The 314-nt window shown below is 24.8% G+C and carries 1 pseudogene; it reads right to left on the bottom strand.

What is annotated here, in order from left to right:
* Positions 1-122, bottom strand: a pseudogene (locus CD147_RS11950) (ornithine carbamoyltransferase); the annotation flags it as partial.
* Positions 123-314 lie beyond the last annotated feature (192 nt).

Below are 314 nucleotides of genomic sequence, written 5' to 3'. Positions count from 1 at the left end.
GGTTGTTCAATTCCAGCATATTTCGCACGTTTTAGATCTTCAGATAGATTAAGTAAGAACTCTACTTCTTTTTGAGTGAAGTCTAAAAGTGTTAAAAAACTTCTATTTCTTAAATTTTTCATCCCTCATAACTCCTTTGTGATTAATTTCACGTTTATTGTAAGCGATTGCAAATTTAAAAACAACGTATTTAAAATTTATTTTGATATTACTTCTATTAAAATGACAAAAAAATTACACTTACACTATATTTGCAAATTTATTTAATTAATAGTGCTACAATAAAAGTGATATGTGTATTTCTGCAATTATAT

Source organism: Staphylococcus devriesei, from assembly GCF_002902625.1.
Lineage (GTDB): Bacteria > Bacillota > Bacilli > Staphylococcales > Staphylococcaceae > Staphylococcus > Staphylococcus devriesei.
The sequence above is the reverse complement of the archived record's forward strand: the minus strand, read 5'-3'. Positions and strand labels throughout refer to the sequence as shown.